26 protein-coding genes are annotated in these 25,411 nt (G+C 56.6%); 5 read left to right on the forward strand and 21 right to left on the reverse strand.

All coding sequences use genetic code 11. The features are described 5' to 3' along the window. Positions 1-2 precede the first annotated feature (2 nt). The 15 genes from iscX to queA form a co-directional block, all read right to left on the reverse strand. Positions 3-203: a Fe-S cluster assembly protein IscX gene (gene iscX, locus G364_RS0106200; RefSeq protein ID WP_019934286.1), complete on the reverse strand. Its 201-nt coding sequence runs from the start codon at positions 201-203 to the stop codon at positions 3-5. Between the two features lie 26 nt (positions 204-229). Beyond that, positions 230-568, reverse strand: coding sequence for an ISC system 2Fe-2S type ferredoxin (gene fdx / locus G364_RS0106205; RefSeq protein ID WP_019934287.1), 339 nt, complete (start codon positions 566-568; stop codon positions 230-232). 2 nt (positions 569-570) lie between these two features. Continuing rightward, entirely contained in the window at positions 571-2,415 is a 1,845-nt protein-coding gene (gene hscA / locus G364_RS0106210; protein WP_019934288.1) for a Fe-S protein assembly chaperone HscA, read from the reverse strand. Between the two features lie 5 nt (positions 2,416-2,420). Further along, a complete protein-coding gene (hscB, locus tag G364_RS0106215) occupies positions 2,421-2,939 on the reverse strand; it encodes a co-chaperone HscB (protein ID WP_019934289.1) in 519 nt (172 codons plus the stop codon). A 10-nt stretch (positions 2,940-2,949) separates the two neighbouring features. Beyond that, positions 2,950-3,273 carry an iron-sulfur cluster assembly protein IscA gene (gene iscA / locus G364_RS0106220; RefSeq protein ID WP_019934290.1) on the reverse strand — a complete coding sequence of 108 codons (324 nt, stop codon included), beginning with the start codon at positions 3,271-3,273 and terminating at the stop codon, positions 2,950-2,952. Positions 3,274-3,283: 10 nt separating this feature from the next. Continuing rightward, complete coding sequence (gene iscU / locus G364_RS0106225; protein ID WP_019934291.1) at positions 3,284-3,670, reverse strand: Fe-S cluster assembly scaffold IscU; 387 nt, start codon at positions 3,668-3,670, stop codon at positions 3,284-3,286. 31 nt (positions 3,671-3,701) lie between these two features. Further along, a complete protein-coding gene (locus tag G364_RS0106230) occupies positions 3,702-4,916 on the reverse strand; it encodes an IscS subfamily cysteine desulfurase (protein WP_019934292.1) in 1,215 nt (404 codons plus the stop codon). Between the two features lie 52 nt (positions 4,917-4,968). Next, on the reverse strand, positions 4,969-5,466 hold the full coding sequence (gene iscR, locus G364_RS0106235) for a Fe-S cluster assembly transcriptional regulator IscR (RefSeq protein ID WP_026344735.1): 498 nt from the start codon (positions 5,464-5,466) through the stop codon (positions 4,969-4,971). 83 nt (positions 5,467-5,549) lie between these two features. Then, positions 5,550-6,278, reverse strand: a complete 729-nt coding sequence (gene trmJ, locus G364_RS0106240) for a tRNA (cytosine(32)/uridine(32)-2'-O)-methyltransferase TrmJ (protein WP_019934294.1) — start codon at positions 6,276-6,278, stop codon at positions 5,550-5,552. An 82-nt stretch (positions 6,279-6,360) separates the two neighbouring features. After that, positions 6,361-7,236, reverse strand: coding sequence for a lipoprotein NlpI (gene nlpI, locus G364_RS16415; RefSeq protein ID WP_019934295.1), 876 nt, complete (start codon positions 7,234-7,236; stop codon positions 6,361-6,363). Positions 7,237-7,380: 144 nt separating this feature from the next. Continuing rightward, positions 7,381-8,325, reverse strand: coding sequence for a protein translocase subunit SecF (secF, locus tag G364_RS0106255; protein WP_019934297.1), 945 nt, complete (start codon positions 8,323-8,325; stop codon positions 7,381-7,383). A 12-nt stretch (positions 8,326-8,337) separates the two neighbouring features. Further along, positions 8,338-10,191 (reverse strand): protein translocase subunit SecD, encoded by a 1,854-nt coding sequence (gene secD / locus G364_RS0106260; protein ID WP_026344736.1) that lies wholly within the window; start codon positions 10,189-10,191, stop codon positions 8,338-8,340. Between the two features lie 24 nt (positions 10,192-10,215). Further along, positions 10,216-10,545 (reverse strand): preprotein translocase subunit YajC, encoded by a 330-nt coding sequence (gene yajC / locus G364_RS0106265; RefSeq protein WP_019934299.1) that lies wholly within the window; start codon positions 10,543-10,545, stop codon positions 10,216-10,218. Positions 10,546-10,578: 33 nt separating this feature from the next. Further along, positions 10,579-11,730: a tRNA guanosine(34) transglycosylase Tgt gene (gene tgt / locus G364_RS0106270; RefSeq protein ID WP_019934300.1), complete on the reverse strand. Its 1,152-nt coding sequence runs from the start codon at positions 11,728-11,730 to the stop codon at positions 10,579-10,581. An 85-nt stretch (positions 11,731-11,815) separates the two neighbouring features. Further along, the gene (queA, locus tag G364_RS0106275) at positions 11,816-12,877 is read right to left on the reverse strand and encodes a tRNA preQ1(34) S-adenosylmethionine ribosyltransferase-isomerase QueA (RefSeq protein ID WP_019934301.1); all 1,062 of its coding nucleotides are present in this window, start codon (positions 12,875-12,877) and stop codon (positions 11,816-11,818) included. A 182-nt stretch (positions 12,878-13,059) separates the two neighbouring features. Between queA and G364_RS0106280 the strand changes: the two genes are divergently transcribed. Then, positions 13,060-13,566 (forward strand): CBS domain-containing protein, encoded by a 507-nt coding sequence (locus G364_RS0106280; protein ID WP_019934302.1) that lies wholly within the window; start codon positions 13,060-13,062, stop codon positions 13,564-13,566. Next, positions 13,563-14,150, forward strand: coding sequence for an acyl carrier protein phosphodiesterase (locus G364_RS0106285; RefSeq protein WP_019934303.1), 588 nt, complete (start codon positions 13,563-13,565; stop codon positions 14,148-14,150). Before G364_RS0106280 ends, G364_RS0106285 begins: the two co-directional genes overlap by 4 nt. On the opposite strand, the gene G364_RS0106290 is transcribed toward G364_RS0106285, so the two are convergent. The 5 genes from G364_RS0106290 to G364_RS0106310 form a co-directional block, all read right to left on the reverse strand. After that, positions 14,114-15,937, reverse strand: a complete 1,824-nt coding sequence (locus tag G364_RS0106290) for a protein kinase domain-containing protein (RefSeq protein WP_019934304.1) — start codon at positions 15,935-15,937, stop codon at positions 14,114-14,116. The two genes, G364_RS0106285 and G364_RS0106290, sit on opposite strands and share 37 nt — an antisense overlap. After that, positions 15,937-17,169 (reverse strand): 2-oxo acid dehydrogenase subunit E2, encoded by a 1,233-nt coding sequence (locus G364_RS0106295; RefSeq protein ID WP_019934305.1) that lies wholly within the window; start codon positions 17,167-17,169, stop codon positions 15,937-15,939. Before G364_RS0106295 ends, G364_RS0106290 begins: the two co-directional genes overlap by 1 nt. Before the next feature lie 9 nt (positions 17,170-17,178). Then, the gene (locus G364_RS0106300; RefSeq protein ID WP_019934306.1) at positions 17,179-18,156 is read right to left on the reverse strand and encodes an alpha-ketoacid dehydrogenase subunit beta; all 978 of its coding nucleotides are present in this window, start codon (positions 18,154-18,156) and stop codon (positions 17,179-17,181) included. Next, positions 18,153-19,313, reverse strand: coding sequence for a thiamine pyrophosphate-dependent dehydrogenase E1 component subunit alpha (locus tag G364_RS0106305; protein WP_019934307.1), 1,161 nt, complete (start codon positions 19,311-19,313; stop codon positions 18,153-18,155). Before G364_RS0106305 ends, G364_RS0106300 begins: the two co-directional genes overlap by 4 nt. A 145-nt stretch (positions 19,314-19,458) precedes the next feature. Next, entirely contained in the window at positions 19,459-21,057 is a 1,599-nt protein-coding gene (locus tag G364_RS0106310; RefSeq protein WP_019934308.1) for an isocitrate lyase, read from the reverse strand. 805 nt (positions 21,058-21,862) lie between these two features. Here G364_RS0106310 and ahpC point away from each other — a divergent pair. After that, positions 21,863-22,429 (forward strand): alkyl hydroperoxide reductase subunit C, encoded by a 567-nt coding sequence (gene ahpC, locus G364_RS0106315; protein ID WP_019934309.1) that lies wholly within the window; start codon positions 21,863-21,865, stop codon positions 22,427-22,429. Positions 22,430-22,509: 80 nt separating this feature from the next. Next, entirely contained in the window at positions 22,510-24,051 is a 1,542-nt protein-coding gene (gene ahpF, locus G364_RS0106320) for an alkyl hydroperoxide reductase subunit F (protein ID WP_019934310.1), read from the forward strand. A gap of 49 nt (positions 24,052-24,100) precedes the next feature. On the opposite strand, the gene yejK is transcribed toward ahpF, so the two are convergent. Continuing rightward, a complete protein-coding gene (gene yejK, locus G364_RS0106325) occupies positions 24,101-25,102 on the reverse strand; it encodes a nucleoid-associated protein YejK (RefSeq protein ID WP_019934311.1) in 1,002 nt (333 codons plus the stop codon). 77 nt (positions 25,103-25,179) lie between these two features. Between yejK and G364_RS0106330 the strand changes: the two genes are divergently transcribed. Beyond that, positions 25,180-25,407, forward strand: a complete 228-nt coding sequence (locus G364_RS0106330) for a YejL family protein (protein WP_019934312.1) — start codon at positions 25,180-25,182, stop codon at positions 25,405-25,407. Positions 25,408-25,411: the final 4 nt, after the last annotated feature.

Below are 25,411 nucleotides of genomic sequence, written 5' to 3' on the forward strand. Positions count from 1 at the left end.
AGTCAGTCGACTTCGTCCATCCAGGCGAGGATAATGGCTTCCAGAATGCGCTCGTTGGAGTGCTCCGGCTCATCGTCAAACTCGTCCAGCGCACAAATCCACTGATGCAGATCGGTAAAGCGCACCGTTTTGGGATCCACCTCGGGATATTCTTCCAGCAGGGCCAGCGCTATGTCCTGGCTGTCGGTCCATTTCAGGCTCATATCAACTCCTTGGTGAATCGCTACGCTTAATGGCCTTCCGACACCATATTGATGGTATAGCGCGGAATTTCCACCACCAGATCTTCATCATCCACAACTGCCTGACACCCCAGGCGCGACTCCGGCTCCAGCCCCCAGGCCTTGTCCAGCATGTCGTCTTCCAGCTCGGTGCTTTCTTCCAGTGAGTCAAAGCCCTCACGCACTATCACATGACAGGTGGTACAGGCGCAGGACTTCTCACAGGCGTGCTCAATGTCAATGCCATTGCGCAGTGCCACATCCAATACGGTTTCACCGGTCTTGGCCTCCAGCGCGGCCCCTTCAGGGCACAGCTCGGCATGAGGCAAAAATACAATTTTCGGCATGGTTACACCTTGTCCACTCGTTGGCCGGCCAGCGCCTTGCGAATGGAGGCATCCATTCGGCGGGCGGCAAAGTCGGCCGTTTGTTTGTCGGTCTGTTCAATGGCCTGCTTGATGGTCTCCGGATCTTCACCCTGAGCTGCCTGCTGCAGAGACTCCAGCGCGGCGATAATCCCGGCCTGCTCCTGCTCGCTGAGCAGCGCATCGCCATCGGCCTGCAGGGCGCTGATGATATTTTCCACCACCCGGGCCGCTTCCACTTTCTGCTCTGCCAGCATACGGGCGGCAATGTCTTCCTGAGCATGCTCAAAAGAGGCCTTGAGCATGCTGGATATATCTTCTTCCTTCAGGCCGTAAGAGGGTTTCACCTCAATGCTGGCCTGCACGCCGGAAGATTTTTCCATGGCGCTGACCGACAGCAGACCGTCGGCATCCACCTGAAAGGTCACGCGAATATGGGCGGCACCAGCGGCCATGGGCGGAATACCGGTGAGCTCAAAGCGGGCCAGGGAGCGGCAGTCGGCCACCAGCTCACGCTCACCCTGCACCACATGAATGGCCATGGCGGTCTGGCCGTCCTTGAAGGTGGTGAATTCCTGGGCCTTGGCCACGGGAATGGTGGTGTTGCGGTGAATCACCTTCTCCACCAGGCCACCCATGGTTTCCAGCCCCAGCGAGAGCGGAATCACGTCCAGCAGCAGCATGTCGCTGTCGGGCTTGTTGCCAATCAGAATATCCGCCTGAATGCTGGCACCAATCGCCACCACCTTGTCGGGATCGATGCTGGTGAGCGGTTCACGGGCAAAGAAGTCCCCCACCCGCTCCCGCACCAGCGGAACCCGGGTAGAGCCACCGACCATCACCACATTCTGCACCTCGTCCTGACTGACGCCGGCGTCTTTCAGCGCCCGGCGACAGGCCATCAGTGTCTTGTTCACCCAGGGCTGAATAAGACTGTTGAACTGCTCACGGGTCAGCTCCCCCTGCCAGTCCTGCCAGCTGACGGTAATCGTCTCACTGTCGGTGAGTGCCACCTTGGCGGCGTTGGCCACATCCAGCAGATTGCGCTGCTGTGCCGGTGTCAGTCCGGCAATACCCGCCTGCTGCTGAATCCAGTCGGCCAGAGCATGATCGAAGTCATCGCCGCCCAAAGCAGAGTCACCGCCGGTGGCCAGTACTTCAAACACGCCCTTGTGCAGACGCAGAATGGAGATATCAAAGGTACCGCCACCCAGATCAAATACCGCTATGACGCCTTCCTGTCCGGAATCAAGGCCGTAGGCAATGGCGGCGGCGGTAGGTTCGTTCAGCAGGCGCAGCACATTCAGGCCGGCCAGCTGAGCGGCGTCCTTGGTGCCCTGACGCTGAGCATCATCAAAATAGGCCGGCACTGTAATCACAGCACCATTCACCGGATTGCCCAGCACCTGCTCGGCCCGCTCACCAAGGGCCTTGAGAATATCGGCAGACACCTGCACCGGGTTCATCGGTCCCTGAGGGGTATTAAGCTCGATGATGCCGGCACCGGTATCGCAAAAGTCGTAGGGCAGCTTGTGCACCGGCACGTCTGCCAGGGCCTTGCCCAGCAGCCGCTTCACCGAAATAATGGTGTTTTGCGGATCCAGCTCGGCTTCCTGTTTGGCGCTATAACCAATGCGTTTTTCGTCTGCGGTGTAATGCACCACAGAGGGCAATAACTCCCGGCCTTGATCATCAGCCAGGGTTTCTGCCAGACCACTGCGCACCACGGCCACCAGTGAATTGGTGGTACCCAGATCGATGCCAATGGCCCATTTATGCTCGTGAGGAGCCGCGCTCTGGCCCGGCTCGGATATTTGTAATAATGCCATGAGATTCAGAATTCCTGCTGCGCGTCTTCTACCCGCTCAAGCTCAGCATGCAGCTTGGCCATAAATTTAAGTTTGCGCACCGTGTCGGCGGCCTGCTCCCAGTCTGCGGCGCTCAGCTGTTGCTCAAGCTCACGGAAGTACTCATCGGAAGCCTGCTTCAGCTCCCGCTCAAAGGCCATGATGGCAGCAAATACATCGGTGGCGGCAGGAATCTCTTCCAGCTGCTCGCGCCATTCCATTTGCTGCATCAGAAATATGGGATCTTTCAGGGTTTGCTGCTCGCCGCGAATATCCATGCCCTGCAGCGATAACAGATATTCGGCTCTGCTCAGAGGGTTTTTGAGGGTAGAAAAGGCGTCGTTGATGCGGGCGGCCTGTTGCACCGCCTGCAGGCGCTCCCGCTCGGGGCGGGAGGCGAATTTATCGGGATGGAACTGAGTCTGTAACTGACGATAGGCCTGTGCCAGTACATCACCGTCAATCCGGAACTGGGCCGGCAGGCCAAACAGCTCAAAATAATTCATGCTGCCTTCCTTAAACGTTAAAGCTCTCGCCGCAGCCGCATTCCCCGGTCATGTTCGGGTTGTTGAAGCGAAAGCCTTCGTTCAGGCCTTCTTTAACAAAGTCCAGCTCGGTGCCATCCAGGTAAACCAGGCTCTTGCTGTCGACGATCACCTTGACCTCGCCATGCTCGAACACCTGATCGCCTTCGGACAGCTCATCCACAAACTCCAGCACATAAGCCAGGCCGGAGCAGCCGGAGGTTTTCACCCCCAGGCGCAAGCCAAGGCCCTTGCCTCGGTTGGTAAGAAAGGTCTGCACCCGCCGGGCGGCCGCGTCGGTAATGGTGATCGCCATAATATCTCCGTTACGCCAGGTTCTTTTTCTTTTTGTAGTCGTCGATGGCCGCCTTGATGGCGTCCTCTGCCAGAATAGAGCAGTGGATCTTCACCGGCGGCAGTGCCAGTTCTTCGGCAATATCGGTATTTTTGATGCTGGCTGCTTCATCCAGACTCTTGCCCTTTACCCATTCGGTAATGAGTGAGCTGGAGGCAATGGCAGAGCCACAACCATAGGTCTTGAATTTGGCATCTTCAATAATGCCGTCATCGGTGATTTTCAGCTGCAGCTTCATTACATCGCCGCAGGCAGGCGCACCTACCATGCCAGTAGCAATGCTCGGGTCGTTTTTGTCAAAACCGCCCACGTTACGGGGGTTTTCATAGTGATCAATTACTTTTTCGCTGTAAGCCATGATTCTGCTCCTCTCGCAATCCGTTTACACCTTAATGGTGTGCCCACTCAACTTTATTCAGGTCCACGCCGTCCTTGAACATTTCCCACAACGGAGACATGTCGCGCAGGCGGCCAATGGACTCATTTACCAGACGAATGGCGTAATCAATTTCTTCTTCCGTGGTAAAACGACCAATGCTGAAACGAATGGAGCTGTGCGCCAGTTCATCAGTCAGGCCAAGTGCACGCAGCACATAAGACGGCTCCAGGCTGGCAGAGGTACAGGCCGAGCCGGAAGATACCGCCAGATCTTTCAGCGCCATCATCAGTGACTCGCCTTCCACATAGGCAAAGCTGATGTTGAGAATGCCGGGAACAGACTGTTCCAGATCGCCGTTTACATGCACTTCTTCAATGTCTTTCAGGCCATTGTACAGACGCTGACGCAACGCCAGAATACGCTCGCTTTCAGCCTGCATTTCTTCTTTGGCAATACGAAAGGCCTCACCCATGCCCACAATCTGGTGAGTGGGAAGCGTGCCGGAGCGCATGCCCCGCTCATGACCGCCGCCGTGCATCTGAGCTTCCAGACGTACCCGCGGCTTGCGGCATACATACAGAGCACCAATGCCCTTGGGGCCGTAAATTTTGTGTGCCGACATGGACAGCAGATCAATGTTCATGCTCTGTACGTCCAGCGGAACCTTGCCCACACTCTGGGCCGCATCCACATGGAACATGATTTTGCGGCTGCGGCACAGCTCACCAATGGCTTTCACATCCTGAATGACACCGGTTTCGTTATTCACGTGCATCAGGCTTACCAGCACGGTGTCATCACGCAGAGCACCTTCAATCTGCTCCAGGGTAAACAGGCCGTTGGACTGCGGCTCAAGGTAAGTCACTTCATATCCTTCCCGCTCCAGCTGACGGCAAGGGTCCAGCACGGCTTTGTGCTCGGTTTTTGAGGTGATAATGTGCTTACCCTTTTTGCCATAGAAGTGGGCAATGCCCTTGATGGCCAGGTTGTCGGACTCGGTGGCACCGGAGGTGAACACAATTTCACGGGGATCAGCGTTGATCAGATCGGCAATCTGATTACGGGCAATGTCTACCGCCTCTTCCGCCTGCCAGCCAAAGCGGTGGGAGCGGGATGCCGGGTTACCAAAGAAGCCGTCCGGTGTCAGGTATTGCATCATTTTTTCAGCAACGCGCGGATCTGCCGGGCAGGTGGCCGCATAATCCAGATAAATGGGCAGTTTCATCATATTCTCCGTTCCAGCGCTGCCCTTTGAAGGCAGTCTTGTCATCGACATTTTAAAGTTGAACTTTCAGGCTCACTTGCTGACCGTCTTTCTCATTCAGGCTCAGCATGCTCAGATGTTTGTCTTGCTCTCCGGATATACGCCGGACCTCATTCTGGCTGACCAGCTCCGCCAGGGAGATGGCATCCAGAAAGTTGCTGATGCGCTCACTCAGGGCACACCACAATGAATGCGTAAGACACTGATTACCACCGTGGCAGTCACCCTTGCCCTGACACTTGGTCGCATCGACCGACTCATCCACAGCGGCAATCACGGCCCCGACAGAGATATCAGCGGGCTCAAGCCCCAGCAAATAACCGCCTCCCGGACCACGGACACTGCTCACCAGCCCTTGTTTGCGCAGGCGGGAAAACAACTGTTCCAGATAAGACAGAGATATCCCCTGTCGCTCGGAAATATCGGCCAGAGATACCGGTCCGTTATTGGCATGCAGCGCCACATCCAGCATGGCGGTGACAGCATAACGCCCTTTCGATGTCAGTCTCATGAAGTTAAACCGTTTTCGAACATGGCTTCAGATTGTCATACCTGAGTGTTTTAGTCAAGTATATAGCCGAGTGAAATACTGGGTTATTCTGCTTTTCTGTGAGTGCCAAAACGCTGTACGGAAGTCAGTATACCGCGCAAAATATTCAGTTCATGATCCTCTGGCCGGGCCCGGTTAAACAACCGGCGCAGCTTGGTCATCACCTGTCCCGGATGGGGCTTAATAATAAAGCCGGTCTCCAGCAGAGTCTGCTCCAGATGAGCATAAAAGCGCTCCAGGTCATCGGCCAGCGGATAATCGGTGGCTTCCGGCTCATGATGGCTGCCCGCCAGCCAGGCCATACGCACTTCATAACTGAGCGTCTGCACGGCCATGGCCAGATTAAGGGAGCTGTAGTCCGGATTGGCAGGAATGGAAACGTGATAATGACATTGCTGCAGCTCCTCGTTGGTCAGGCCGGTACGCTCCCGGCCAAACACCAGCGCTACTTTGTGATTGGGCGCTTCAGTCATGGCTTTTTCCCCCGCCTGACGAGCATCCAGCATGGGCCAGGACCAGGTACGGGAACGGGCACTGGTGCCAATCACCAGACCGCAGTCGGCCACTGCCTCGGCAAGCGTGGGCACAATGCGGGCATTGGCCAGAATATCGCTGGCACCGGCTGCAAGTGCCACCGACTGACCATCGGGAGGAGAAACCGGATCCACCAGGCAGAGATCGCTCAGCCCCATGGTTTTCATGGCCCGGGCGGCGGAGCCGATGTTGCCGGTATGAGACGTGTTTACCAGCACGATGCGTACTTGCTCAAGCATATTGACTTTGTTTCCGTTGCGCTTAAGGCGCAGGATTTTAACACAGTCGTACCGGTGGATCAGGTTTTAATCGTGAGCCGGCTCAGCGTTTCAGTCTTGCCTGCTGACCAATCAAGTCCAGTTCCAGCAACGCATAACGATGTTCGACAAAATCATAAATGTTAGTCGCCAGGGCCAGCTTGAGATATACCTCGGCCTGCTCGGGCTGAGCATTGTGCTGAGCCAGCTTGGCCAGATAGAAATAGGCTTCGCACAGCATTTCCGCCAGCTCCTGATTATCCTGGCTTTGCTCGGAAATACGGCTTAACAGCACCTCGGGAGCCAGCCGGCCCAGATAGACATCCACTATGTCCCAGGCCCATTCATCAGTGCCATATTGATCACGGTGAGCAGCCAGTGTCGTCAACGCATCTTCGGCATCAATCTGGTAACGGGCCAGATGCCACCACAGCAAACGATAAGGATCGGCGGGCTCGGCATCCAGAAACACCCGTAAATCCCGCGCGGCAAGCTCGGGCCGGCCACCATAATACAAGGCAATACCCCGGTTCAGGTTGGCATAGACATAATCCGGTGCCAGCTCCAGTGCCGAGTCGAACGACTCGTAAGCTTCGTCAAATTCCTGATTCTGAGTCAGATAGACGCCGTTAAGATTATAGGCATCAGCAAAATCAGGCTGTTCCCGTAATGCCCGGTTAAAGTCAAGGCGGGCCATAGCACGCAGACCAACCCGGTCAAACACCACACCGCGCTGAAAAAACAGCTCGGCTCGCTGCTCCGGGGTTAATCCCGGGGCATTAAGCATCTGTCCCAGACGGGCAATGCCCAGTTCGCTTTGGTAGGAAACCTGCATCGGCACCGGCAACACCAGAGTGGGTGTGACCACACCGGGTGTACTGCAACCACTTAGCATCAGGCCAAACAGGGCCAGAGCAGCAGGCAAAAATCTGTGTTTCAAGTAGGCTCCGAACTTGTCTTTTTCTATTTCCCCATGTTATGCAGCCACAGCGCGTTTGTCATGCTGCAAATGCAATCAATCGGCATAAAGCGCCGAAAAATAAAAAAGGAGCCCGCAGGCTCCTTGTTTTTCATTAAATCCGGCTTAGGTCAGGGGCTCCTGATCTGCTCCTTCCTTTTCTACCACGGGCGGCAGCATATGCTCCCGGGTTACTCCCAGCAGCATGGCCCAAGCACTGGCAATATAAATAGAAGAGTAGGTACCAAAACCAATACCCAACAGCAGTGCTGTGGCAAAACCGTGGATCAGGGCACCGCCCTTGAGGAACAGCGCCACTACCACCACCAGGGTGGTGGCCGAGGTGATCAAGGTCCGGCTCAGGGTATCGGTGATGGCTTCGTCAAATACCCGCTCCGTGGTAGTGTCACGGACCCGGCGAAAGTTTTCCCTTACCCGGTCAAATACCACTATGGTGTCGTTGAGGGAGTAACCTACCACCGTCAGCAATGCCGCAACTATGGTGAGATCCACCTCAATCTGCATCCAGGAGAATACGCCCAGTGTAATGATCACATCGTGCGCCAGTGACAACACGGCACCGGACGCCAGACGCCACTCAAAGCGAATTCCGACATAAATCAGGATACACAGCAGCGCCACCAGAATGGCCAGACCACCCTGCTCTGCCAGCTCTTTACCGATAGACGGCCCTACAAACTCCAGCCGTTTCATTTGCGCATCCGTCGACAGCTGCTGCATGGCAGCCATGACTTCCTCACCCTGCTGTTGCACATTGGCACCGTCTTGAGGTGGCATACGGATCAGCAAGTCACGGCTGGTGCCAAAGTGTTGCACTGTAGCCCCGCCAAGACCGGCTCCATCCAGCTGATTGCGCACTTCATCCAGCTCCACTGCCTGCTCAAAGGCCACTTCCACAACGGTGCCGCCGGTAAAGTCCAGCCCCCAGTTCAGGCCCTTGGTGGCCAGGCTGAAAAAGCACAGGGCCATCAGGATCAGTGAGAGTACTGTCGCGCCCTTTGAAAAGCGCATGAAAGGCAATGGCTCTCTGGTCTTGAGGATTTCAAACATCGCTCAAACTCCTCATATCGACAGCTTTTTGAGACGCTTGCCGCCCCAAATCAGGTTAACAACGGCCCGGGTACCGACAATGGCGGTAAACATGGAAGCCAGAATACCGATCATCAGGGTCACGGCAAAGCCCTTGATGGGGCCGGTGCCCACAGCAAACAAAATGATCGCCGTAAGGAAAGTAGTGATGTTGGCATCGGCAATGGTACCAAAGGCTTTTTCATAGCCTATGTGAATAGCCTGCTGCACACTGCGCCCGTCCCTCAGCTCCTCACGGATACGCTCGAAGATCAGCACGTTGGCATCCACCGACATACCTATAGTCAACACTATGCCGGCAATGCCCGGCAGTGTCATGGTGGCACCGGGTACCATGGACATGACGCCGATAATGATCACCAGGTTGGCCAGCAGTGCCACGTTAGCCACCAGACCAAACTTGCGGTAGTAAATAGCCATAAACAGCACCACTGCCAGCAAGCCGTAGATCATGGCCAACAGGCCGTTTTCCACGTTCTGCTTGCCCAGACTCGGGCCTATGGTGCGCTCTTCCACAATCTGAATGGGCGCAATCAGGGCACCGGCACGCAGCAGCAGCGCCAGGTTCTGAGCTTCGGCCATGGAGTCGATGCCGGTAATGCGGAAGCTGCGGCCCAGCCGGGACTGAATGGTGGCCACGTTGATCACTTCCTGCTCTTTGCGCAGGGTCGGCTTGCCTTCTGCGGTCAGCTCGTCACCGGGTTTGTATTCGGTGAATACCGTGGCCATGGCCTTGCCCACATTGTCTTTGGTGAAGTCGGCCATGCGGCTGCCACCGGGGGCATCCAGACTGATGTTTACCTGCGGACGACTGAACTCATCCATGCCGGAATTGGCATCCACTATATGCTCACCGGTGAGGATAACGCGCTTTTGCAGTACCACAGCGCGGCCATTGCGATCACTGAACAGTTCGGAACCGGGCGGCACTCTGCCCGCCGCCGCCGCAGCGGCGTCGGCACGCTCATCCACCAGACGAAATTCCAGGGTAGCGGTAGCACCAAGAATTTCCTTGGCGCGGGCGGTGTCCTGAATGCCGGGCAGCTGCACCACAATGCGTTCAGCACCCTGGCGCTGTACCAGCGGCTCGGCCACGCCCAGCTCATTCACCCGGTTACGGATAATGGTGATGTTCTGCTGCAGGGCGTACTCCTTTACTTCCTTAAGCCGCTGCTCACTCATCACCGCAAACAGGCCCACATTGTCACCGTTATCCCGCGTGGTAAACACCAGCTCCGGATATTGCTGGCGCAGATGGCTGATGGCCTTGTCGCGGGTGTCCGCATCACGGAACAGTACCAGGGTGCCGCCGTCCCGGTTCAGCACGCCGGAATAGCGCAGCCGCTCCTGACGCAGCTCGGTACGAAAATCCTGTACCGTCTGCTCCTGCACCCGGCTCAGGGCTTCGTCCATGTCCACTTCCATCAGAAAGTGCACACCACCACGCAGGTCCAGACCCAGTTTCAGCGGGCCGGCCCCAATGGCTTCCAGCCAGGCGGGTGTGGACGGGGCAAGGTTAAGAGCAGTGATATAATCATCACTCAGCGCCTCGGACACTATGTCTTTGCCTCTGAGCTGATCATCGGTATTGGTAAAACGAATAAGTAGCTGATCATTTTCCAGGGCGGCACTTTTCACATCAATGCCGGCCTGAGTCAGGCTTTGCTGCGCCTGGACCAGCGTCTCGGAAGAAACCTGAGTGCCACGGCTGCCGGACACCTGAAGCGCCGGATCTTCACCAAACAGGTTGGGTGCTGCATAAAGAAAACTGATGGTGATCACCAGGATCACCATCAAGTATTTCCACAGCGGATATCGATTCAACACGCTGTGCTCCTCGACAGGAAAGAATTAGAGGGACTGAATAGAGCCCTTGGGCAGGACGGCAGTAATGAAGTCCTTCTTGATGGTCACCTGACTTTGCTCGCTCAGGCTCAATACCACGTAGTCGTTGTCGTCGGAGATCTTGGCAATTTTGCCTACCAGACCACCGTTGGTCAGCACTTCGTCTCCCTTGCTCAGAGAAGACATCAGGTTTTTGTGCTCTTTAACCCGCTTGGACTGAGGACGAAAAATCATAAAATAGAAAATCAGGCCAAATACAACCAGCATGATGATCATTTCCATACCGCCACCGGCGGCACCGCCACCCTGGGCGTAAGCACTGGAGATAAAATCCATTCTTGCAGTTTCCTCGTTAATGGTTAAAAACGGTTACTGTTCTTCGCGATGTTCGGCGTTGTTCTGATCCAGAGGCGGCACGGGCTTGCCCTGCCGACGATAGAACTCTGCCACAAAGTCGTCTAATTTACCCTGCTCAATGGCACTCCGTAAACCTTCCATTACCCGTTGATAGTAACGCAGGTTGTGAATGGTGTTTAAACGCGCGCCCAGAATTTCATTGCACTTGTCCAGATGATACAGATAAGCACGGGAGTAATTCTTGCAGGTGTAGCAGTCGCAGTCTGCATCCAGCGGGCCTGTATCTGTCTTGTGTTTGGCGTTACGAATCTTGACCACGCCGTCGGTGGTGAACAGGTGGCCATTGCGGGCGTTGCGGGTAGGCATCACACAATCAAACATGTCCACGCCCCGGCGCACCCCTTCCACCAGATCTTCCGGCTTGCCCACGCCCATCAGGTAGCGGGGCTTGTCTTCAGGAATTTTCGGGCAGGTATGCTCCAGCACCTTGTGCATTTCGTGCTTGGGCTCCCCTACCGCCAGGCCACCCACGGCATAGCCGTCAAAGCCGATTTCAAGCAAGCCGTCCAGAGACTGATCCCGCAGATCTTCGTAAACACTGCCCTGAATAATGCCGAACAGGGCGTTCTTGTTGCCCTGCTTGTCGAAGTGATCCCGGGACCGCTTGGCCCAGCGCAGTGACATTTCCATCGACTTTTTGGCTTCTTCCCAGGTGGCCGGATACGGAGTGCATTCGTCCATGATCATGACAATGTCGGAGCCCAGATCATACTGGATCTCCATGGACACTTCCGGCGACAGGAAGATCTTGTCGCCGTTGACCGGGTTGCGGAAATGTACGCCTTCTTCGGTGATCTTGCGAATATCACCCAGGCTGAACACCTGAAAACCGCCGGAGTCGGTGAGGATCGGTCCCTGCCAGTTCATAAAATCGTGCAGATCGCCGTGCTGTTTCATCACTTCCTGCCCGGGGCGGATCCACAGGTGAAAAGTATTGCCCAGCAGAATATGAGCACCGGTGGCGGCCACTTCTTCCGGTGTCATGCCCTTGACGGTGCCGTAAGTGCCCACCGGCATAAAGGCGGGAGTTTCCACCACGCCCCGGTCAAAAATCAGCCGGCCGCGGCGGGCACGTCCGTTTGTGGTATCCAGTTCAAATTTCATTGTTACCTCACTGGCCGGAGAAACAGTCCGACCTTGATATTGGGGATTGGGGACTAGGGAGCAGGGACTGGGGAATGGCAACTCCCTAATCCCTATTCCCCATTCCCTGTTGCCGAGTAATAAACATGGCGTCGCCGTAACTGAAAAAACGGTAACGCTCGGCCACCGCCTGACGGTAGGCTTCCATGATATGATCCTGGCCGGCAAAGGCACTGACCAGCATGATCAGGGTCGATTCCGGCAGGTGAAAATTGGTGACCATGGCATCCACCAGCTGAAAGCGATAGCCGGGGTAAATAAAAATATCGGTGTCGCCATAAAAAGGTGCCAGCGGCTCGCCTTTGGCCAGGCTGGCCTGAGCGGCGCTTTCCAGCGAGCGCACCGAGGTGGTGCCCACGGCAATCACACGGCCGCCCCGGGCTCGGGTTGCGTCAATCTGTGCCACCACCTCGGCAGGCACTTCGATATATTCCGCATGCATTTTATGATCGAGCACATTGTCGACCCGCACCGGCTGAAAGGTGCCGGCCCCCACATGCAGGGTAATAAAGGCAAGCTCCGCGCCCTTGGCGCGAATGGCACTCAGCAGCGGCTCATCAAAATGCAGGCCGGCAGTGGGTGCCGCCACGGCACCGGGCTTTTCATTATATACGGTCTGGTAGCGCTCTTTATCGGCGTCGGTATCAGGCCGGTCAATATAGGGCGGCAGCGGCATATGGCCCACCGCTTCAAGGATCTCCAGCACGGTGCGCTCGTCGTCAAATTCAATTTCAAACAAGGCATCGTGGCGCGCTACCATGGTGGCGTTGACATCGGGCTCCAGAATCAGTCCGGTGCCGGGTTTGGGGGCCTTGGACGAACGCACATGAGCCAGCACTCGCTTGTCATCCAGCATGCGCTCCACCAGCACTTCCAGCTTGCCGCCGCTGGCCTTGCGGCCGAACATTCGGGCCGGAATCACCCTGGTGTTGTTGAACACCAGCAGATCACCAGGGTGGATCAAGTCCAGAATGTCGCCAAAACGGCCATGGGTCAGGTTCCCGCTGTTACCGTCCAGCTGCAGCAAACGGCTGCCGGTGCGCTCGGCCATGGGGTGGCGAGCAATCAGTTCATCGGGAAGCTCAAAGGAAAAATCGTGGACCTGCATAACTACCTCTGTGTCGGACGAGCGCTAGTCTAGTGAGCGCACCTGATGGGATCAAGGCAATTCGACGTTGAAATAATCGCCGGCCGGCCTCGCCACCGACAATCTTTGCCTTTGCCGTGATCCCGGTCAGGTTACTGGCCCATCTTGTTGAGCTATCTTGATACTAAAAGAGGAGAGCCACTATGCCCGCTATTGTTTCCGAGATAATGTCATCCCGCGTTCTGGGGTTGCCTCCTTCCGCCAGCCTGGCCGAAGCCCGCACCCTGATGCAACGCCACCATATTCGTCATTTGCCGGTGATAGAAAACGACAAGCTGATAGGCCTGATCAGCCAGCGGGATATTCTGGCGGCTCAGGAGTCCAGCCTGGAGCAGGGCCTTAACGGTGAGTTTCTGCAACAACATCAGCTGTCGGAAATCATGATCACCGGCGTCACCACCGTCAGCCCCCATGCCGGCGTGCGCGAAGCGGCACTGTATCTGCAAAAGCACAAATACGGCTGCCTGCCGGTAGTTAACAAAGGCAAACTGGTAGGCATAGTGACCGACAGCGATTTTATCGGCGTGGCTATTCATCTGCTGGAAGTGCTGGATAACCAGCTGAACGAGCAGGACGACGAGCCGGATCTCGACGACTGGCAGGCAGAAGCCGACAGCACCGGCTACCGGGATGACTCCCCCAACGGATGAATTACCTGGCGCATCTGCATCTGGCGGAACTCAGCAATACCAGCCTGGCCGGTGCCCTGCTGGGGGAATATGCCAGGGGCGCAATAGACGCTTCTCTGCCTGCTCCGCTGCAAACCGGCATTGTGCTGCACAGGCGCATCGACAGCTTTACCGACGCGCACCCGCTCCATGCCGGGCAAGTGCGCGCCCTGCCGCCGCCGTTTCGCCGCTTTGGCGGTATTATTACCGACATGATGTTTGATCACTTTCTGGCCCGGCACTGGCAGCGTTTTCATTCTCTGTCCCTTGAAGGCTTTGTGCAGCAGGCTCATGCTCAGCTTGAGCCCGACCGGCACTGGCCCCATTCCATGGTATTACTGGTGGCGCGCATGAAACAAAATAACCTGCTGCTGTATTACCGGGAGTTTGACGGCATCATTACCGCCCTTGGCCGGATTGATCAGCGCTTTAAACGCCCTACGCCCCTGCCCCGCTGCCGGCCCGTACTGGAGCAGCACTACACCGGTTTTGAACAGGCTTTTCTCGATTTTTATCCCCAACTACAGCATTACGTTCTGCGCCAGGTGCGAGGGTTGGCCGGATAAAAGCAGTCGGGCTGCACCGGCTGATGCGTAAAGTGACGGGTATTTTTAAAAGGCAGCTTCATAAAGCCCCCCACGCCCACATCGGTGATCAAAGGAATATGCTGCACAATCTGCGCCAGCAGGCCGGCAAATTCCGCCTCTGCCCTGGCGTCGAGCAGACGATAATAACTGTGCAGCTTAAGGTGCTCGGCGGTCACCTCAAAAATAATGCAGCCACTGTGATGAAGCTGGTTCAGCCTGGCAATCACCGCCATGATCTCGGCGGGCAGCATCAGTTGCTCGTCCGGATCCCGGCCATCCTCAAAATAAGAATGCGGCTGGCGGTCGGCACCGGTATCGGGCCTGTCTGCCAGCCGGTAGGGAATCTGCATCTCTGGCGGCGGCACAAAAGGCTGTTCCGGCCCGTTTCGGCTCAGATGCAAGGTATTACGGGCATTAAATAAACAGGCCTTGAACACACCGGTTTTGCTGATGGCCCGCGCCAGGGTCACCACATTATTGACCGCCACCACAAAGGCCGGCTGCAGCGACTCGTCATATAAATTCAGGCTGGAGTCGATATTCAGGCCTCGCTCATGCCAGTGAATGGCCAGCCCCCCCATCACCGGATAACGCCCCAGCCGGCTGACCGCGGCCACAAAGGCTTTTTCGGTTTCGCCCATGCCTTCCAGATATTGCTTGTAGTAGCGCTCCAGCTGGGCATCTGCTAACTGCTGTATATCTTCCTGCTCACTGTGCTCCCGCAGAAACGACTTGCGCGAAGAATACACCACGGTTTCTATCTCCCGCCCGCCCCTGCTGAGCCACACCGGCAGCTGAGGCTCATCGTCAAACAGCGGCAGCTCGGGCAACACCAGCCGTTTTAACCGGGGCATGGCCGCCAGCCAGTAATCCCCGGCCCGGCGGCTGAGTTCAGCGTCGTCCGACAGCATGGCATCCAGCAGCAAAGCAAACTCTTTGGGCAAGCCCAGACTGGTGGAGGGCATGGCCTTGCGGCCAAAACGACAGGCCTGCCCCGAGGCCAGCGCATACAGGGTGCCGGCTACCCCCTGCTCGTCAAAACGAGGGCTGGACAGCGCGCCCGCCAGTTGCTCAGGGCCGATAAAATACACATCCCCCATGCGGGCATTGGACTGCTGCAAATCTCCCGACAGCAGCGCCAGCCCCTGAGCGCCGGCCCAGTTACCGTCGGCGTCCAGTTGCGCAAACACCGAAGAGCCCCAGTCCACCAGACTGATGCGGCCCGTATTTGAGTCATACATAATATTGGACGGTTTGATATCGCCGTGCACCACGGGTGCCGGCTCGCCATGATTGCGGTGGTTGCGTAATACCAGCAGGACCTCCGCCAGCTGAGCGGCAATGTCGATCACTTCCCGCGCCGGCAGCCGGCCACGGCGCAGACTGTAGTGATCCAGATCTTCACCGGCAGCCCGGCTCATCAACAAAATGCCCTGACGGCCGCGCAGGGCATAGGCAATATAATCCGGAATTAACCGGTGCTGCACACAAGACAGCATATAGGCCTCGTCTGCCAGCCGCTCCCGCACCGCCTCGGGCAGATCAATGCGGGAGAACTTGAACGCCACCTGCTCACCCTGTGCGCCGGTGCCGGCAAAGGTGAACCCATAAACGCCCTTGCCCGCCAGGCTGATATTGCGATAACCCAGCTTTTCCAGCTCGGCAATGCACAGGGCAATCCAGTCTTTCAGCTTTTGGGCATCATTGGCACTGAGCAGATAAACCGACTGCTCCTCGGGAATATAAAAGTTGCCCAGGGCATCCATCAGTGCAGCCGTGCCAGCATACGCCCGGGGTGTTCAAGATACTCCTGCCAGCAGCGGTTAAAGCGAGCCATGGTGGCCCCGTCTATGACCCTGTGATCCGCCGACCAGCATACCGTCATGATATGAGTGGCCACTACCCTGTCCTGCTCGTCAAAGCGGAGCAGGCGCTGCAGCCTGCCCATGGCGGCAATGGCCAGCTGGGGCGGATTAACGATGGGGGTAGACACGGTGCCGCCCAGCATACCGATATTGGACAGACTGATGGTGGCCCCCGTAAGCTCGGCCTGAGTCAGGCGGCCATGGCGCGCCGCGTCCGACAAACGGCTCAGCTCCCGAGCAATGGTCAGCAGTGATTTATCTTCACAGTGATGCAGCACCGGCACCAGCAGGCCCGCCGGCGTATCCACCGCCACGCCCACATGATGGCCGTCTTCATACACCAGGCTCTGGCCGTCTTCATCGAGCCGGGCACCCAGCAGCGGATAGTCCGACAGCGCCAGCGACAGCGCCTTGATAAAAAACGGCAGCAGCGTCAGTTTCACTGCTTGCTGCTCAAATTCCGGTGCCAGCTGCTGCTTAAGCGCCAGCAGCTCATTCAGGCAAAACTCATCACAGAAGGTAAAACGGGGAATACTGAGGCTTGCGGTCATGTGCCGGGCCATGGCAGCACGTACGCCGGTAATGGGCTCGCGCCAGCCGGAGTCGCTGTGCATGTGCCGGTGCTTACTGCCCTGCAGCCAGGCTTCCACATCTTCCTTATACACCCGGCCCTTGTCGCCGGAGCCCGGCACCTCGGCAAGGTCGATATTGTACTCCCGGGCCAGCCGGCGCACCGCGGGGCTGGCCACCGCCCGGCTGCCGGCAGATTCGGATGTAGATGGCAGCTCCGGCTGGCTTTCGGCGTCAGAGCTGACGTCAGAGTCAGAGCTGGAGTCCGAGCTGGAGCCTGAGTCAATATCACTCTCGTGCTCAGGCCCGGCATCACTCTCCTCAACGGCCAGCTCCATTTCAAACAGCGGCGCATGCACTTTGGCCATCTCTCCCTTTTTTACATGCAGCTGGCTGATGATGCCCCCATGCACCGCCGGTATCTGCACCAGCGCCTTGTCGGTCATCACATCACAGATGGCCTGATCCTCTTCCACCCGGTCGCCTTCGGCCACCAGCCACTCCACCAGCTCGCACTCCACTATGCCTTCGCCGATATCCGGCAGAAAAAAGTCCTGCTTCATACCGTTCTCCTAAAAATGAATGGTGGCCTCAAGAGCATCGAAAATCTTGTGCTCATCAGGCATATAATGCTTTTCCAGCGCCAGTGGAAAAGGGGTGTCGGGGCCGCATACCCGGGCGACGGGACTTTCCAGATATAAAAAACAACGCTCCTGCACGGTAGCGGCAATTTCGGCACCTACCCCACCGGTCAGCGGTGCCTCATGGCTTATCAGCAGCCGGCCGGTTTTCAGCACGGAATTGACCACGGTTTCTTCATCCCAGGGCAGCAGGCTCTGCAGATCAATCACCTCGCAGGAGATGCCCTCTTTTTCCGCCATGTCCGCCGCTTTCAGCAGATATTCCAGCTGCGCCCCCCAGCCCAGCAGGGTAATATCGCGCCCTTTTCGCACTATCTCGGCCCGGTCCAGCGGCAACTGATAATAGCCTTCATCCACCTCGGCCACCGCCGCCCGGTACAGCCGTTTAGGCTCAAAGAAAATCACCGGATCCGGACAGTCAATGGCGGCCAGCAGCAAGCCCTTGGCCTGCACCGGGCCTCTGGGGATCACCACTCTCAGGCCGGGCGTATGCACAAAATAGGCTTCCGGCGACTGACTGTGATAGTGCCCGCCGGCAATGCCGCCGCCATAAGGAGCCCGCACCACCAGGCCGCCCACATTAAACTCGTTACCGGAGCGGTAACGAAACTTGGCGGTCTCATTCACAAGCTGATCAAAGGCGGGAAAGATATAATCGGCAAACTGAATTTCTGCCACCGGCTTCAGCCCTTTGGCCGCCAGGCCATTGGCAAAGCCGGCAATGCCCTGCTCGGTAAGGGGCGTATTAAAGCAGCGCGCCTCGCCAAACTTGTCCTGCAGGCCGCTGGTGGCCCGGAACACACCGCCGAAGTGACCCACGTCTTCACCAAAGCAGAGCACACCGTCATCCCGCTCCATGGCCAGATGCAGCGCCTGATTCACCGCCTGCAACAGGTTCATTTGTTTCATTGTGCTCCTCCCCGCTTGTTGGCGCTGGCTTTAAGCTGCTTCAGCTGCCGCTGCAAGTGAGCCGGCGGCTCGCCATACACATCCTCAATCAGGCTGTCCAGCGGCGGTTTGGGCACCTGCTCCGCCTGCTTCATCGCCTCCAGAATGTGCCGGCGCAGCGCATCCTGCTGGCGGCGATCCTCGTCTTCGCTGAGCCAGCCCTGATGCTGCAGCCAGCGCCGGTAACGGCCGATGGGATCCCGCTTGCGCCAGCGCTCTTCTTCGGCTTTGGAGCGATAACCGCTGGGATCATCGGAAGAAGAATGCGCCCCCAGCCGGTAAGACATGGCTTCAATCAACACCGGCTGCGACTCCTTCAGCATCAGTTGCCGGGCCTGCAGCGTGGCCTCATACACCGCCAGGGCATCGGCTCCGTCCACCCGCAGGGTGCGAATGCCATAGCCCACCGCCCGGCTGGCAATGCCGTCTCCCACAAACTGCTCGCTGGCCGGCGTGGAAATGGCATAACCATTATTGCGGCAAAAGAAAATCACCGGGGTTTTCAGCACCGCCGCCATGTTCACCCCCGCATGAAAGTCTCCTTCCGAGGCGGCCCCTTCGCCGAAATAGCAGAGCGTAACCGCCTCCTCACCGGCCAGCCGCTGGCCATAGGCAAAGCCGGTGGCCTGAGGAATTTGCGTGGCCAGCGGGGAAGAAATGGTCATAACGTTAAGCTCACGGCTGCCGTAATGCACCGGCATCTGCCGGCCCTTGCCCAAATCCCGCTCGTTGGAAAACAGCTGATTCATAAATTGCTCAAGGGTAAAACCCCGGTGCAGCAGAGCACCCTGCTCCCGGTATTGGGCCATTATCATGTCTTGCGGGGCCAGCGCCGCCGCACTGGCTACCGCCTGGGCCTCTTCACCCAGACTCTGCAGATAAAAACTGATGCGCCCCTGACGCTGAGCCGCCAGCATGCGTTCATCCAGCAAGCGGGTGGCCACCATGCTGTGATACATGGCCAGTGCCTGCTCCTTGCCGATATCGGGTGCACTGGCCCCCGCATAAAGCTGGCCGTCGTCTTTCAGCAGGCGAAAGGTAGGAATGGTCAGGCCGTGGCCGTCCACAAACCGGACCCGGTGCATCAGGCTAATGGTGGCGTTATTGGGATTGGTCATGCCGTCCTCACAGTCCAGACTGGAACCCTGAGGCTAATTCTAGTAGAGCGGGCAAAATTGAGCCCAGACGAAAAAAGGCAGCCCTCACAGGGCTGCCAAAAACGAGATGGAATATGCGATGTTATTGTTGTGCGTATGACCCGGCTCAGATGTTTTCGAACTGACCCATGGTGTTGTCTTTACCACCGGCCTTGAGAGCGGCCTCACCGGCAAAGAATTCTTTATGGTCGTCACCAATGTTGGAGCCGGCCATGTCCTGGTGTTTGACGGTGGCAATGCCCTGACGAATTTCCTGGCGCTGAACACCTGCCACATAGGCCAGCATGCCTTCGTCACCGAAGTAACCCTTGGCCAGGTTGTCGGTAGACAGGGCCGCAGTGTGGTAAGTAGGCAGGGTGATCAGGTGGTGGAAGATACCGGCTTCACGGGCTGCGTCGCGCTGGAAGTTTGCGGTCCACTCATCGGCCAGCTGAGCCAGCTCGGTGCTGTCGTAATCGGCGCTCATCAGGCGGTCGCGGTCATAGGCGGATACATCCTTACCTTCTTCGGCCCAGGCATCGAACACCTGCTGACGGAAGTTCAGAGTCCAGTTGAACGACGGGCTGTTGTTGTACACCAGCTTGGCATCGGGCACCACGGCGCGAATGCGGTCAACCATGCCTTTGATCTGGCCGATGTGCGGTTTCTCGGTTTCAATCCACAGCAGGTCGGCACCGTTTTGCAGGCTGGCAATACAGTCCATTACCACACGGTCTTCACCGGATCCTTCCTTGAACTGGAACAGACCGGAAGCCAGACGCTTGGGCCGAACCAGTTTGCCGTTTTGCTTGATAACCACATCGCCGTTGGCAATGTCGTCGGCACTTTGAATTTCGTCACCGTCAATAAAGCTGTTGTACTGGTCACCCAGATCACCCGGCTCATTGGTCACGGCAATTTGCTTGGTCAGGCCGGCACCCAGAGAATCGGTACGGGCAACAATTACACCATCGTCCACACCCAGCTCAAGGAAGGCCAGACGCACGGCGTTAATCTTGGCCAGGAAGTCGGCGTGCGGCACGGTCACCTTGCCGTCCTGGTGGCCACACTGCTTCTCGTCGGATACCTGGTTTTCCAGCTGAATACAGCAGGCACCGGCTTCAATCATCTTCTTGGCCAGCAGATAGGTGGCTTCCGCATTACCAAAACCGGCGTCAATGTCGGCAACAATCGGCACTATGTGGGTTTCATGGTTATCGATTTGGGCGGTGATCTCTTTTGCTTTAGCAGTATCACCGGCTTTCTGGGCCTCTTCCAGCGCACGGAACAGATGGTTCAGTTCCCAGGAATCAGCCTGGCGCAGAAAGGTGTACAGCTCTTCAATCAGGGCCGGCACAGAGGTTTTCTCGTGCATGGACTGATCCGGCAGCGGACCGAACTCGGAGCGCAGGGCGGCCACCATCCAGCCAGACAGGTAGAGGTAGCGGCGCTTGGTGCTGCCAAAGTGCTTCTTGATGGAAATCAGCTTTTGTTGGCCGATAAAACCGTGCCAGCAGCCCAGAGACTGGGTGTATTGCGCCGGATCCTTGTCATAGGCAGCCATGTCTTCACGCATGATTTTGGCGGTGTATTTGGCAATGTCCAGACCGGTCTTGAATTGATTCTGCACGCGCATGCGGGCGGCATGTTCAGGTTTAATGGCACTCCAGCTCGGGTTTTGCTTGATAAGAGTGGCCAGGGTATCTATCTCGTTTGCGTATGGCATGGTTCCAGTCCTGTCTTGTTTGAAGTTGTCGTCCATCTCTGTCATACCAGCCTGTTCACCGCCGCTTGGCTGATCTGTCAGTTCACATAGTTATTTTTATAGAGCGCCTGGTAGCGCGTTTCCGTTTGTCTGGCTTGTTACAGCAAAAACTTTACCGAACAGTGCCGTTTCTTGTTGTGTTGCGGTGTGGTTATTAAGTTGCGCAAAAAATCAGATTTGTTCAAGATCCGATTTAACTAAAACACAACACACATCACACTCCTTCACCTGCTTGCTACCAAAGTCGCATGGCACCAAACACCTGATAAAACCGGTCTTGCAAAGGTGACTCAAATCACAGCAGCCTCCACAAAATGAAATAAATTAACGTAATAAAAAAACATAAACCAAACAAAGATTAGAGTTAACTCTACTCTTGATTATGTACTGTCAGCATAGTGCCATTTCGTTTGAAAAGGCTGAGGGCGGGCTTTACAAGCCGGCGCAGATCATTTTTTGCGATCGCAAAAATAAGCCATTGATGATTAAGAAGGGGCGGCCTGTCACCCTGAGTGGTTGTTTGGTCAGAATTTACTGGCGGACAGGAGCAGCCGGTTTACCTGAGTAAAGTGGCATGATCTGGTGTTATTACAGACTCATGGCCGGCACAAAAATTTTTTTGAAAAACGGCTTAAAAAAAACCAATTGATAGCTTTTAGCAATCAATGGGAAAGATAATAACGACTTAACCTAACAATAAATGGTCTCTAGTATGGACAGCGTTCGAGACAGGGTCTCATTCGTTAACCTCAATAAGGAGCTTTACATGGCTGTTTCCATCAATACCGAAATCAAACCTTTCACTGCCGATGCGTTTTATCAGGGCGATTTCGTCAAAGTAAGCGATGCAGATCTTAAGGGTAAATGGTCTGTGGTGTTCTTCTACCCCGCCGACTTCACTTTTGTGTGCCCCACCGAGCTGGGTGATCTGGCCGACCATTATGAAGAGCTGCAGAAAATGGGCGTGGAAGTGTACTCGGTATCCACTGACACTCACTTCACCCACAAGGCCTGGCACGACAGCTCCGAGACCATTGGCAAGATCAACTACTACATGGTGGGCGATCAGACCGGCACCATTACCAACAACTTCGGTGTGATGCGTGAAGGTCAGGGCCTGGCAGACCGCGCCACCTTTATCATTGATCCTCAGGGTGTGATTCAGGCCATTGAAGTCACTGCCGAAGGCATTGGCCGCGATGCCTCCGACCTGGTGCGCAAGATCAAGGCTGCCCAGTATGTAGCTGCGCACCCGGGTGAAGTATGCCCCGCCAAATGGCAGGAAGGCGAAGCCACTCTGGCTCCGTCGCTCGACCTGGTAGGCAAAATCTAAATTTTTGTTGCCCTGTGCCCGCCGCCTGCGGCGGGCCTGTTACAAACCTTTTCTATTTGTTTACCACACAGGACATCACCATGCTGAACGATAATCTCAAACAACAACTTTCTACCTATCTGCAAAACATTACCTCGCCGGTAGCCCTCAGCGTGTCCGGTGATGGCTCTGCAAAATCCAATGAATTAAGAGAGCTGGCCAGTCAGATTAGCGGGCTCTCAAATCAAATCAGCCTGACTGAAACTCAGGCTGCACGCACGCCCAGCATGAGCATTGCCGCCGAAGGCCAGGAGCCGCGCATCAGCTTTGCAGGCATTCCGCTGGGTCACGAGTTCACCTCTCTGGTGCTGGCCCTGCTGCAGACCGGTGGCCATCCGTCCAAGGCTGCCCCCGAGCTGCAGCAGCAGATTCGGGATCTTAAAGGTGAATTTCACTTTGAAACCTATGTGTCGCTGTCGTGCCAGAACTGCCCGGACGTGGTGCAGGCGCTGAACCTGATGGCTACCCTCAATCCCAACATTACTCATGTAATGATTGACGGTGCCCTGTTTCAGGACGAAGTGAACGAGCGCCAGATTATGGCGGTGCCTGCGGTTTACCTGAATGGCGAGCACTTTGGGCAGGGCCGCATGACCCTGGAAGAAATTGTCGGCAAGCTCGATACCGGTGCTGCCGAGCGCCAGGCAGAGGCCCTTAACGAACAGGCCCCCTTTGACGTGCTGGTGGTGGGCGGTGGCCCCGCCGGTGCCGCAGCGGCCATTTATGCCGCTCGCAAAGGAGTGCGCACCGGTCTGGTGGCCGAGCGCTTTGGCGGCCAGGTGATGGACACGGTGGGCATTGAGAACTTTATTTCCGTGCCCTACACCGAAGGCCCCAAACTGGCCGCCAGCCTGGAGCAGCACCTGAAGGAATATGACGTTGAGCTGATCACCAGCCAGCGTGCCGCCGGCATACATCAAAACGAGCTGATTGAAGTGCCGCTGGCAAGCGGTGCCGTACTTAAGAGCAAGTCAGTCATTCTGGCCACCGGTGCCCGCTGGCGCGAGCTGAATGTGCCCGGCGAAGCTGAATACCGTACCAAGGGGGTGGCCTACTGCCCCCACTGTGACGGCCCCTTCTTCAAAGGCAAGCGGGTGGCCGTGGTGGGTGGCGGCAACTCCGGCATTGAAGCCGCCATCGATCTGGCGGGTATTGTCGAGCATGTCACCGTGCTGGAGTTTGCCGATACCCTGCGCGCCGACGAGGTGCTGCAGCGCAAGGCCCGTTCCATGGGCAATATCGACATCATTATGAATGCCCAGACAACACAAGTGCTGGGTGATGGCAACAAGGTCACCGGCATGCAGTATACCGACCGCGTCAGCGGCGACAGCAAGCAACTCGATGTGGCAGGTATTTTTGTACAGATTGGTCTGGTGCCTAACACCGAGTTTCTGCAAGGTTCGGAGATAGAGCTGACCCGCTTTGGTGAAGTCATCATAGACGCCAAAGGGGCCACTTCCATGCCGGGCGTGTTTGCCGCCGGCGACGCCACTACCGTGCCCTACAAGCAGATCATTATCTCAATGGGTGCCGGTGCCACCGCCGCGCTGGGAGCCTTTGATCACCTGATCCGGAGTTAACACCCAAGGAATCGGGAATAGTGATTGGGGAATAGTAAATCCCTGGTCCCTATTCCCTGCTCCCTTGCAGTTGCGCCTTGAGGTTGGGCGGCGTGCCCCTGATGGTCAGGGTGTCGGTGGCGGGGTCATATTCAATGCGCTCCCCCAGCAGCTTCTGATCAAAACTGATGGTCAGACCGCCGCCGGATCCCACGTATTTGGTCAGCCCTTTGAGGGAAGATCTGTCCACCGGAAAACGCTCTTCCAGCGCATATTCCTCGCTCACAAACTGATAAAAGTCGAGATCGTCGTCCGAGCCCAGCTCGGCCGACAGCTCCCGCAACTCCAGCTCTTCCCCTTCCTTTAACTGCTCCCGGCAGTATTTGCTGATGGTGGCCTTGCTTTCTTCCCGCTCTTCCTTGCTCAGCTGACGGGCATCGCAGTAGTCATCCACCGCCTTCATCAGGCCCTGGCTCTGCACCTTGGGATCCATGCCCTCAACGCAAGACAGAAAGTTAAGAAAGAAGTCCGACACCTTGCGTCCTGCCCGGCCCTTGATAAAGGAAAAATACCGTTTTGACTCGGGCCGGGTTTGCAACTCGGTCAGATCCAGCCGTGCCGCCAGCTGCATGCGCCCCAGGTCCAGATAGCTGGCCCGGCTCACATCCAGCTTTTCGGTCACGGTGACGCTGTCTTTGTTATCCAGCAGGGCTATCAGTAAATAACGGGCACCCAGCCACTGATAATGCACAAACAGCAGCACGCCTTCTTCCTGCATATCCAGCCGGTTCAGCTCCCCCAGCAGCCGCTCGGCGGCCTGATGAGAAAAGGCCGCAAAGCCCAGGCTCTGATCTTCCATTCGCCGCACCAGATCTCTGAAACCGGTGTCTTCCTCACTGAAATAACCAAACACCTTGCCGGCCTTGGTATTGTAAACATGATGCAGCTCGCTCATCAGCTGATTTACTGCCGGGCCAGTGGCCAGCTCATCGTCACGCTTGGCAAGGGCGGTCTGCCCCTGCTCATTCAGAAACAGGGAATGTACTATGATGTGTTCTATGTCCAGGCTCATATCAGATTGCCATAGAGTTGCCGAATGGGGTGGGGTATTATAGACGCCCTGTTACCAAGTTAAATGACTGAACGCCCATGCCTGTTATTTCCAAATACGACAAACAATTCGACCAGCTGCTGAGTGAACTGGAAGCAGTCATGGACAACCATAAAGCTCCGGCAGATCTTCGCCTGATGGTGCTGGGCAACCTGGCTACGCATATCATCAATCATCAGATTGCTCCCGGCCAGCGCAAGGCCATTGCCGACAAGTTTGCCAGCGTGCTCACTTCATCCGTCGACACACAAAAAGGGGCGCACTAAGCGC

It is taken from the genome of Oceanimonas smirnovii ATCC BAA-899 (genome assembly GCF_000381965.1).
GTDB lineage: Bacteria > Pseudomonadota > Gammaproteobacteria > Enterobacterales > Aeromonadaceae > Oceanimonas > Oceanimonas smirnovii.

What these genes read in the sequence shown, in the direction of transcription:
- hscB (WP_019934289.1), bottom strand. Translation starts at nt 2,939, where the DNA reads ATGAATTATTTTGAGCTGTTTGGCCTGCCGGCCCAGTTCCGGATTGAC.
- G364_RS0106305 (WP_019934307.1), bottom strand. Translation starts at nt 19,313, where the DNA reads ATGACCAATCCCAATAACGCCACCATTAGCCTGATGCACCGGGTCCGG.
- iscX (WP_019934286.1), bottom strand. Translation starts at nt 203, where the DNA reads ATGAGCCTGAAATGGACCGACAGCCAGGACATAGCGCTGGCCCTGCTG.
- G364_RS0106230 (WP_019934292.1), bottom strand. Translation starts at nt 4,916, where the DNA reads ATGAAACTGCCCATTTATCTGGATTATGCGGCCACCTGCCCGGCAGAT.
- G364_RS0106290 (WP_019934304.1), bottom strand. Translation starts at nt 15,937, where the DNA reads ATGGATGCCCTGGGCAACTTTTATATTCCCGAGGAGCAGTCGGTTTAT.
- iscU (WP_019934291.1), bottom strand. Translation starts at nt 3,670, where the DNA reads ATGGCTTACAGCGAAAAAGTAATTGATCACTATGAAAACCCCCGTAAC.
- trmJ (WP_019934294.1), bottom strand. Translation starts at nt 6,278, where the DNA reads ATGCTTGAGCAAGTACGCATCGTGCTGGTAAACACGTCTCATACCGGC.
- G364_RS0106295 (WP_019934305.1), bottom strand. Translation starts at nt 17,169, where the DNA reads ATGAAGCAGGACTTTTTTCTGCCGGATATCGGCGAAGGCATAGTGGAG.
- tgt (WP_019934300.1), bottom strand. Translation starts at nt 11,730, where the DNA reads ATGAAATTTGAACTGGATACCACAAACGGACGTGCCCGCCGCGGCCGG.
- secF (WP_019934297.1), bottom strand. Translation starts at nt 8,325, where the DNA reads ATGTTTGAAATCCTCAAGACCAGAGAGCCATTGCCTTTCATGCGCTTT.
- G364_RS0106285 (WP_019934303.1), top strand. Translation starts at nt 13,563, where the DNA reads ATGAATTACCTGGCGCATCTGCATCTGGCGGAACTCAGCAATACCAGC.
- ahpF (WP_019934310.1), top strand. Translation starts at nt 22,510, where the DNA reads ATGCTGAACGATAATCTCAAACAACAACTTTCTACCTATCTGCAAAAC.
- iscR (WP_026344735.1), bottom strand. Translation starts at nt 5,466, where the DNA reads ATGAGACTGACATCGAAAGGGCGTTATGCTGTCACCGCCATGCTGGAT.
- yejK (WP_019934311.1), bottom strand. Translation starts at nt 25,102, where the DNA reads ATGAGCCTGGACATAGAACACATCATAGTACATTCCCTGTTTCTGAAT.
- G364_RS0106310 (WP_019934308.1), bottom strand. Translation starts at nt 21,057, where the DNA reads ATGCCATACGCAAACGAGATAGATACCCTGGCCACTCTTATCAAGCAA.
- hscA (WP_019934288.1), bottom strand. Translation starts at nt 2,415, where the DNA reads ATGGCATTATTACAAATATCCGAGCCGGGCCAGAGCGCGGCTCCTCAC.
- queA (WP_019934301.1), bottom strand. Translation starts at nt 12,877, where the DNA reads ATGCAGGTCCACGATTTTTCCTTTGAGCTTCCCGATGAACTGATTGCT.
- yajC (WP_019934299.1), bottom strand. Translation starts at nt 10,545, where the DNA reads ATGGATTTTATCTCCAGTGCTTACGCCCAGGGTGGCGGTGCCGCCGGT.
- iscA (WP_019934290.1), bottom strand. Translation starts at nt 3,273, where the DNA reads ATGGCGATCACCATTACCGACGCGGCCGCCCGGCGGGTGCAGACCTTT.
- ahpC (WP_019934309.1), top strand. Translation starts at nt 21,863, where the DNA reads ATGGCTGTTTCCATCAATACCGAAATCAAACCTTTCACTGCCGATGCG.
- G364_RS0106300 (WP_019934306.1), bottom strand. Translation starts at nt 18,156, where the DNA reads ATGAAACAAATGAACCTGTTGCAGGCGGTGAATCAGGCGCTGCATCTG.
- G364_RS0106330 (WP_019934312.1), top strand. Translation starts at nt 25,180, where the DNA reads ATGCCTGTTATTTCCAAATACGACAAACAATTCGACCAGCTGCTGAGT.
- G364_RS0106280 (WP_019934302.1), top strand. Translation starts at nt 13,060, where the DNA reads ATGCCCGCTATTGTTTCCGAGATAATGTCATCCCGCGTTCTGGGGTTG.
- fdx (WP_019934287.1), bottom strand. Translation starts at nt 568, where the DNA reads ATGCCGAAAATTGTATTTTTGCCTCATGCCGAGCTGTGCCCTGAAGGG.